Annotated in this window: 1 protein-coding gene; it reads left to right on the top strand. The window is 31.9% G+C overall.

The genetic code is table 11. From position 1 onward, the window contains the following. The coding region (locus AC1DJR_RS32190; RefSeq protein ID WP_477004492.1) for an MBOAT family O-acyltransferase at window positions 1-761 on the top strand (761 nt) is incomplete at both ends.

Genomic DNA, 761 nt, shown 5'->3' with positions numbered 1-761 from the left:
TACTGGTATATCTTATGTAACATTCAGGGCGGTACAAATGGTATTTGAAATTCGCGATGGCTTAATTAAAGAATGCTCATTTTTTAATTTCTGGGAATTCATTTTGTTCTTCCCTGCTATTTCGACCGGACCTATCGATCGGTATCGCAGGTTCCAAAAAGATATTCAAAAACCACCAAGTGCTGAAGAATATCAAAATCTACTATACATGGGTATTAACCGTATTTTTCAAGGTTTTCTGTATAAATTTATACTTGCTTACCTAATAAAAGAAAATATTATGGATGCAACATTAGCTCACCAAAACACAATTTTATCAAATATGATTTACATGTATAGCTATAGTTTATATCTATTCTTTGACTTCGCAGGTTATAGCTCATTCGTAATTGGTGTCAGTTATATGATGGGTATTAAAACACCAGAAAACTTTAATAAACCGTTTATCAGTCGGAATATTAAAGACTTCTGGAATCGTTGGCACATGAGCTTATCATTCTGGCTCCGTGATTTTATTTACATGCGATTTGTCTTTTTTGCAACAAAGAAAAAGCTCATTAAAAATCGCTATATGATTTCATATATTGGCGTCTTTTTAAACTTTTTTGTCATGGGAATTTGGCACATTACTGGTCATAATATTGCTCAATATATGATTTATGCTCTATATCATATTGCTCTGTTTATTTTATTTGATATTTTCGAACGAAAAAACAAGAAGCATAAATTTTGGCCCAACAATACGTTCATGCATGTCCTTG

It is taken from the genome of Bacillus sp. 05T31 (assembly GCF_056396725.1).
This window is presented reverse-complemented; position numbering and strand designations above follow the sequence as displayed.